Source organism: Thalassolituus sp. UBA6592 (genome assembly GCF_002433655.1).
In the GTDB taxonomy this organism is placed as follows: Bacteria; Pseudomonadota; Gammaproteobacteria; order Pseudomonadales; family Oceanobacteraceae; genus Venatoribacter.
This window is the reverse complement of record NZ_DJIO01000109.1, coordinates 578-8,008: the sequence shown is the minus strand read 5'-3', so window position 1 is coordinate 8,008 and position 7,431 is coordinate 578. Positions and strand designations below refer to the sequence as shown.

Here is a 7,431-nt window from a genome sequence, read left to right as displayed (position 1 = left end):
CGGCGGAATGTCTGCCAGGTCGAAACGACCCAGTGACTTGTTCTGCGCAGCCTGCTTACGCTCACCCTGTACCACGTGAATGGTTACAGCAGTCTGGTTGTCGTCTGCGGTTGAGAACACCTGAGATTTCTTGGTAGGAATCGTGGTGTTTTTCTCGATAACCGGAGTCGCTACGCCACCCATGGTTTCAATACCCAGAGTCAGCGGAGTTACGTCCAGCAGCAGAACGTCTTTCACATCACCGGACAGAACCGCACCCTGTACCGCAGCACCAACGGCTACTGCTTCATCCGGGTTCACGTCTTTACGTGGCTCTTTACCGAAGAAATCAGCAACGCTTTTCTGTACCAGTGGCATACGGGTCTGACCGCCCACCAGGATCACTTCGTCAATCTCAGACGCTGACAGACCAGAGTCTTTCAGCGCGATGCGGCAAGGTTCCAGAGAACGGCTTACCAGATCTTCTACCAGAGATTCCAGTTTCGCACGGGTCACTTTAACGTTCAGGTGTTTAGGGCCTGTAGCGTCAGCAGTGATGTACGGCAGGTTAACGTCTGTCTGAGAGGAAGAAGACAATTCAACCTTGGCTTTTTCCGCAGCTTCTTTCAGACGCTGCAGAGCCAGTGGATCGTTGTGCAGATCGATGCCGCTTTCTTTCTTGAATTCTGCTGCCAGATATTCAATCAGACGCATATCGAAGTCTTCACCACCAAGGAAAGTATCACCGTTGGTTGCCAGTACTTCGAACTGTTTTTCACCGTCAACGTCAGCCACTTCGATAATGGAAATATCGAAAGTACCACCACCCAGGTCGTATACCGCAATGGTACGGTCGCCGGATTCTTTATCCAGACCATAAGCCAGAGCCGCAGCTGTTGGTTCGTTGATAATACGTTTTACTTCCAGACCAGCGATTTTACCGGCGTCTTTGGTTGCCTGACGCTGGGAGTCATTGAAGTACGCAGGAACGGTAATAACCGCTTCCGTTACTTTCTCGCCCAGGTAGTCTTCGGCAGTCTTTTTCATTTTCTTCAGCACTTCAGCAGAGATCTGCGGTGGTGCCATTTTTTCGCCTTTTACTTCAACCCATGCGTCACCGTTGTCCGCCTGAATAACTTTGTAAGGCACCATAGAGATGTCTTTCTGTACCACGTCATCAGTAAAACGACGGCCGATCAGACGCTTGATAGCAAACAGCGTGTTAGTCGGGTTAGTCACCGCCTGACGTTTTGCCGACTGACCTACCAGAGTTTCGTCGTCAGTGAACGCAATAATGGAAGGCGTAGTACGATCACCTTCAGAGTTTTCAACTACTTTGGTTTTGTCACCATCCAGAATCGCAACACAAGAGTTGGTGGTGCCCAGGTCGATACCAATTATCTTACCCATTTGTATGTCTCCGTTTTGGCAGCTTGCGCTGCGCTCAATCTGTAACTGTTTTTCAGCGTTGACTTCTATATAAGTCCGGCAAAGCTGCTTTCAAGGGCCTTAAACAAGAAAAATCAGGCGTTTTCGTCGATTTTTGCTGCGCCTTTGCTGACCATCACCATCGCCGGGCGTAACAGACGGCCCTGCAGGGTGTACCCTTTCTGCATCACAGCAATCACGGTGTTCGGATCAACATCCGGATTCTCAATCATGGACATCGCCTGATGCAGTTCCGGATTGAAGGTTTCACCCTGTGGATCAACCGCTTCCACCTTGAACTTGGACAGACCGGCAACCAGACCACTGAGGGTCATTTCAACACCTTCACGGATTGCTTTGGTGGCTTCGTCATCGCCCGCCGCTGCCGCCAGGGCACGCTCCAGGTTGTCGACCACGGTCAGCATCTCATTGGCGAATTTTTCAACGCCGAACTTGTGGGCTTTTTCCACATCCGCTTCGGCACGGCGACGAACATTCTGCATCTCAGCCTGAGTACGCAGCATCTGTTCTTTGAGGTCCGCAATTTCCTGCTGGGCTGCCGCCAGTGCATCAACACCCTCTGCTGCCGATTCGCCAGTGGATTCTTCGGCTTCAGGGGCTTGGTTTACCTGCTCTTCGTTCAGCTGCTCCTGCTGCTCTTCCTGAATCTTTTGCTCGTCCGACATTGTTTATCCTCTGTCACTGTTAATGGAACTGTCGCCTATATGGGGGAGGCTTTTACGAGATTCAAGGGCTGGTTAAAAAATAAACTTGACAGATTCCGACACTGTATATAAAAACACTGTATATATATTCAGATATGGAGCATCGTATGCTGGTTCATCTGTCGATTCATCAGTTTGCCCTGGTAGACCACCTGGAACTTGAGGTGCACGCCGGGATGTCCGTTATCACCGGGGAAACCGGTGCCGGTAAATCCATTCTATTGGATGCCCTGGGTCTGACTCTGGGCGATCGTGCCGATGCTGACTGCGTACGTCAGGGAGCCGACAAAGCCGAAATCGCTGCGACCTTCAGTATGAATCCTCAGGCCAGCCTGTGGCTGCAGCAACGTGATATCCCGGTGGATGACGACTGCATTATTCTGCGCCGCATCGTTTCCGCCGAGGGCCGTTCCCGTGGCTACATCAATGGCCGCCCGGCAGCAGCAGCGGATCTGAAAGACCTTGGTCAGTTACTGATCGAAATACACTCCCAGCACGCTCATCAGCGGCTGCTGCAGAAAGAAACACCGCGCCAGCTGGTCGACGCCTTTGGTGGCCTCAGCCTGCAGGTCAGCGAAGTGTCTCTGGTCTGGTCCGAATGGCAACAGCTGGCAAAGAAACTGGCAACACTCAAAGAAGAAAGCGCTGAAGTAAAATCCCAGCGCCAGCTGCTCACCTATCAGGTCGAAGAACTGCGTGAACTCAGCCCCGGAGAGGAAGAGATTCCGGAGCTTGAGAGTGAACAGAAACGTCTGTCCAACGCCGAAGGCATGCTGCTCAGCGGTCAGTACGCTCTGGCCGCCTGCTACGGTGATGACAACGGAGAACTGGCCGCCGTACAACTGGCTCAGCAGGCGATTGCACGCCTCAATGAAATCGACGATCAGCACCCGCTGCTCAATGAGGCCCGTGATCTGCTGGTGCAGGCTCAGATTCAGCTGGATGAAGCCGGACGCTCACTGCAGCATTATCTGGATCTGGTGGACATCAATCCGCACCGTTTACAACAGGTAGAAAGCCGCCTTTCTGACCTCTACCGCGTTGCCCGCAAACATCAGATTCAGCCGGAGCAACTGTATAACTATTGGCAGGAACAGGAAGCGGCGCTGGCCGAACTTAATCTCAGTGACGACGATCTGGCGGAGATGGAACAGCAGGCCGCAGCGCTGGAACGCGAATACCGTCAGCTGGCTGCAACACTGAGCGAATCCCGTCGTGAAGCCGCAGCGCGCATGGATGCTGAAGTCGAAGCACACTTTGAAGCACTGGCACTGGGCAGAGCGAAGTTTGTAACCCATTTCGACGCCGTGGACGAAGGCAGTGCCAGCCGTCATGGTATCGACCGTATCAGCTTCAATGTACAGACCAACCCCGGCATGCCGGCCGGAGCACTGGCGAAAGTCGCCTCAGGTGGTGAACTGGCGCGCATCAGCCTGGCAATTCAGGTGGTGACAGCCGCCGTGAGTGACATCCCGAGCCTGATCTTTGATGAAGTGGATGTGGGTATTGGCGGCGGTACGGCTGAGCGGGTTGGCCGCCTGCTGCGCTCACTGGGTAAAGATGGTCAGGTCTTATGTGTGACTCACCAGCCACAGGTCGCAGCTCAGGCCAATCAGCATTATCAGGTGAGTAAAATCAGCGGCGATACAGCGACCCACACGCAACTGCGTAAACTTAACAGCAAGCAGCGCTCTGAAGAGATCGCCCGCATGCTGGGTGGTGTCGACATTACACGCCAGACGCTGGCACACGCCGAAGAAATGCTGGCACTGGTTAAGTAAACGCCCTGCAAAACAGGGCCTCTGGCCAGGGCTGTGCGTTCGCTCTGTGTGAATCGCAGGCACAAAAAAGCAGCCATCCGGCTGCTTTTTCTTTGCTTATCATCCGGCACTGCGGCCAGCGACAATCAGTGCTTCTTACGTACGTACAGCACCAGACTGTGATCGACCAGATCAAAACCGTGTTCTTCAGCAATCACGTGCTGCAGTTTTTCGATCTGTTCGTTGGTGAACTCAATCACGGTACCATCTTCCACGTTCACCATGTGGTCGTGATGCTCACCACGGGCCAGTTCGAACACAGAATGGCCACCATCAAAGTTATGGCGGGTTACCAGACCAGCGCTCTCAAACTGGGTCAGAACCCGGTATACCGTCGCCAGGCCTACATCTTCACCAGCCTCAATCAGAGACTTGTATACGTCTTCAGCGCTCATATGGGCATCAGGATTGGTTTCCAGAATGCTCAGGATCTTCACCCGTGGCAGAGTGACTTTTAATCCTACTTTGCGCAGTTCCACGTTCTGATCGGACATGGTTTTCCTCTAATATTTCACAGCAACTTGTTTAATCGGGTATTATCCCTGCTCCATGCGCCAACGCAACTTACGAGACAGCACTTTGATTAAGAGAGCGACAATTCTGATTGTTTCACTCGGCATTGCAACCCTTTACGGTTGTGTCTTCCCGGGGGTCTACAAACTCAACGTCCAGCAGGGCAACATCGTTACCGCCGACATGCTGGCCCAGCTCAAACCCGGCATGAACCAGCGCCAGGTCACCTACATTATGGGGAAACCCGTGCTGGAAAACCCGTTTTCCCAGAACCGATGGGATTATATTTATACATTAGAGAAGCGAGATGAAATAGTAAAAAACTATAAGATCAGTCTTTTCTTCAACGAAGCGGGCCAATACGTCCGTTACGAAGGCGAACTGCCGAATGATGAGTTCAGTGAAGAGAATCAGATGAACTCCATTCCAAAAGAAGAATCCTCGCCGAACACCATCCAGACCGACATGCCTGGCAGCTGAGCCAGCGGTTTTTCAGGATCTGAACGGCGAACATTAAAAATGCCCGCAGCAGCGATACTGGCGGGCATTTTTATAGGTGCTGTTACGCAAGCTGGATTATTTGCCTTTAGCCGCCCGGTTAGCTCGGGCCTGCTTCGGATCAATAATGAGCGGGCGATAGATCTCCACCCGGTCGCCTTCGCGCAGAACATCTGTCTCCGGCGTACGCGTTGCCTTCCCGAAGATACCAAACTTAGCCTCAGCCAGATCCAGTTCCGGAAATTCCCGCTCAATGCCCGACTGCTTCACAGCCTCCAGCATTGTTGTGCCCGCTTCGACATCCACCGCAAGGATTTTCTGCTTTTCAGGCAGCGCGTAGGCTACCTCTACCCGGATTTTGTCAGCCATAAACTTCTTTTGCCCGTTTAACAAAGGCATCCACCATGGTGTTGGCTACCTGTTTAAAAACCATTCCCAGAGCCGCTCCTGCCAGCAGCCCTCCGACATCAAATTCCATATCCAGCGACACTTTGCAGGCATCGTCAGACAAAGGCTGAAAGCGCCAGATACCTTCAAATTTACTGAAAGGACCATCCAGCAGGCGCATTTCCATCCGCTCCGGACGGTACAAATCATTATGTGTGCTGAAGCTCTGATTCACCCCCGCTTTGGAAATGGTCAGTGTTGCTTCGATAAAGTCATCACCCTCTGCAATCACTTGCGTGGCTTTGCAGCCATTGAGGAATTCAGGGTAACGACGCACATCGTTAATCAGTTCAAACATCTGCTCCGCACTGTACATCACCAGTGCGCTGCGGCTAATAGTCGTCATCTGTAATCAGAGAAGCCCATTGATAAAAATAAACAGAATGGCCAGCGGCGACAGGAAACGTAACATAAAGCGCCAGACGTTATACACCGTCTCGTCCGCCTGCAATTCATTCGCGCTGTCTTCCCGGCGCATCAGCCAGCCTACAAATACAGCAATGGCCAGACCACCCAGAGGCAGCAGGATATTGGCTGTCAGGAAATCGAGTATATCAAAAAACGTCTTACCGCTGATGGCTCTCTCCGTTCCTTCTGCCAGAGGCACAGCCTTCAGATCGGTAGTATTGGCATATAAATGGAAACTGGACGACAGCGTCTTCGCCGATACTTCACCGGAGACAGGGTCAGTAACGGATTCAGAGATGGTCTCGGTCACGAAGAACTGTTTATCTCCCCATTCGTTAAACGACAACACAGTACCCACCCCGAGAACCCAGGCCAGCACGCACACCATAATGGTGGCTGTGCCCCGTTTGATGCCCTTCTCCACCGCCCAGGCCACGGCAGGCTCTGCAATGGAAATAGCAGAACTCCAGGCAGCAATCGCAACCAGAACAAAGAAAGCGGTTCCGATCCATGCGCCACCCGGCAGCGCGCCAAAGGCAATTGGCAGAGTCTGAAACATTAAGCCTGGTCCGGCGGCTGGCTCCATGCCATGAGAAAAAACGATCGGGAAAATAATCAGACCGGCGACCAGCGCCACCAGAGTGTCCAGAAACGCGACGGTAAAAATAGTTTTCGTCAGCGAAGCCTCAGACGGCATATAAGCGCCATAGGCCATGATCGCACCCATACCGAGGCTCAGAGTAAAGAAGGAATGACCAAGAGCAACGACGATGCTTTCCGTGGTCAGTTTGCTGAAATCAAACGAGAACATAAAATTCCAGCCCTGACCAAAGCCCGGCGTGGTGATGGCATAGCCCAGCAGCAGAATCAGCATCACGAACAACAGCGGCATCATCAGACGCACGCCGTCTTCCAGGCCATGTTTCACACCACGGGCAATAACAAAGCCCGTCATAATCATAAAGATGGTGTGCAATCCAAGCAGAACCCAGGGACTGCCAAGCAGATTACCAAAGGTTTCCCCGGCCACCGTTGCGTCGGCGCCGTTAAAAGTACCACTGGCCATTTCACCGATATAGGCCAGCGTCCAGCCAGCGATGACACTGTAAAACGACAGAATAAAGAAACCGGACACTGCACCCATCCAGCCAATGCCTGAGAAGAAACGCGGAGCATTCTGACGCCGGGCTTCCGCCTGCATGGTATGAATCGGGCTCATGCGTCCGCGACGGCCAAGCAGCACTTCGGCAATCATCACCGGTATGCCGGCCACCAGAATGCACAAAAGATAGACAAGCACAAACGCCCCACCACCGTTCTCACCGGTGATGTAAGGGAACTTCCAGATATTACCTAATCCTACAGCCGAACCCACGGCCGCAAGAATGAATGTCCAGCGACTAGCCCAGATACCATGCATACCGCGCTTATCTGACGTCATTACCATTATCCTTATTCTGCGAAGGGGCTATTGTCCGAAATTTAAACGCTTGCCTCAAGCGCACCCCTCTGCCCTTCAGACTCACTGTCAGTTATACTGGCGCGATGAGTAAAAAGAAAAAAGCCAATAGCGGCTCCTCAACAATCGCGCTGAACAAAAAGGCCAAACACGA

At 52.6% G+C, this 7,431-nt stretch carries 8 protein-coding genes; 2 read left to right on the top strand and 6 right to left on the bottom strand.

Annotated elements, in window-relative coordinates; all coding sequences use genetic code 11:
- Together dnaK and grpE are read right to left on the bottom strand one after the other, a co-directional pair.
- The coding region (gene dnaK, locus B2Z72_RS10115; RefSeq protein WP_297004718.1) for a molecular chaperone DnaK at positions 1-1,389 on the bottom strand (1,389 nt) is incomplete at its 3' end.
- A 113-nt stretch (positions 1,390-1,502) separates the two neighbouring features.
- Positions 1,503-2,093 carry a nucleotide exchange factor GrpE gene (gene grpE, locus B2Z72_RS10110; protein ID WP_296982968.1) on the bottom strand — a complete coding sequence of 197 codons (591 nt, stop codon included), beginning with the start codon at positions 2,091-2,093 and terminating at the stop codon, positions 1,503-1,505.
- A gap of 146 nt (positions 2,094-2,239) precedes the next feature.
- Here grpE and recN point away from each other — a divergent pair, with 146 nt between their 5' ends.
- Positions 2,240-3,913: a DNA repair protein RecN gene (recN, locus tag B2Z72_RS10105; protein ID WP_296982967.1), complete on the top strand. Its 1,674-nt coding sequence runs from the start codon at positions 2,240-2,242 to the stop codon at positions 3,911-3,913.
- 125 nt (positions 3,914-4,038) lie between these two features.
- Here the strand turns inward: recN and fur are convergent, their stop codons facing one another.
- Positions 4,039-4,446: a ferric iron uptake transcriptional regulator gene (gene fur, locus B2Z72_RS10100; RefSeq protein WP_296982966.1), complete on the bottom strand. Its 408-nt coding sequence runs from the start codon at positions 4,444-4,446 to the stop codon at positions 4,039-4,041.
- 55 nt (positions 4,447-4,501) lie between these two features.
- On the opposite strand from fur, the gene B2Z72_RS10095 reads away from it, so the two are divergent.
- Entirely contained in the window at positions 4,502-4,945 is a 444-nt protein-coding gene (locus tag B2Z72_RS10095) for an outer membrane protein assembly factor BamE (protein WP_296982965.1), read from the top strand.
- Positions 4,946-5,041: 96 nt separating this feature from the next.
- On the opposite strand, the gene B2Z72_RS10090 is transcribed toward B2Z72_RS10095, so the two are convergent.
- Genes B2Z72_RS10090 through B2Z72_RS10080 form a run of 3 tightly spaced genes read right to left on the bottom strand, consistent with a single transcriptional unit; the run spans position 5,042 to position 7,259 of the window.
- On the bottom strand, positions 5,042-5,332 hold the full coding sequence (locus B2Z72_RS10090; protein WP_296982964.1) for an RnfH family protein: 291 nt from the start codon (positions 5,330-5,332) through the stop codon (positions 5,042-5,044).
- Positions 5,325-5,756, bottom strand: a complete 432-nt coding sequence (locus tag B2Z72_RS10085) for a type II toxin-antitoxin system RatA family toxin (protein WP_296982963.1) — start codon at positions 5,754-5,756, stop codon at positions 5,325-5,327. The genes B2Z72_RS10090 and B2Z72_RS10085 overlap by 8 nt, the downstream gene beginning before the upstream one ends.
- A 6-nt stretch (positions 5,757-5,762) precedes the next feature.
- Complete coding sequence (locus B2Z72_RS10080) at positions 5,763-7,259, bottom strand: sodium-dependent transporter (RefSeq protein WP_297004715.1); 1,497 nt, start codon at positions 7,257-7,259, stop codon at positions 5,763-5,765.
- Positions 7,260-7,431 lie beyond the last annotated feature (172 nt).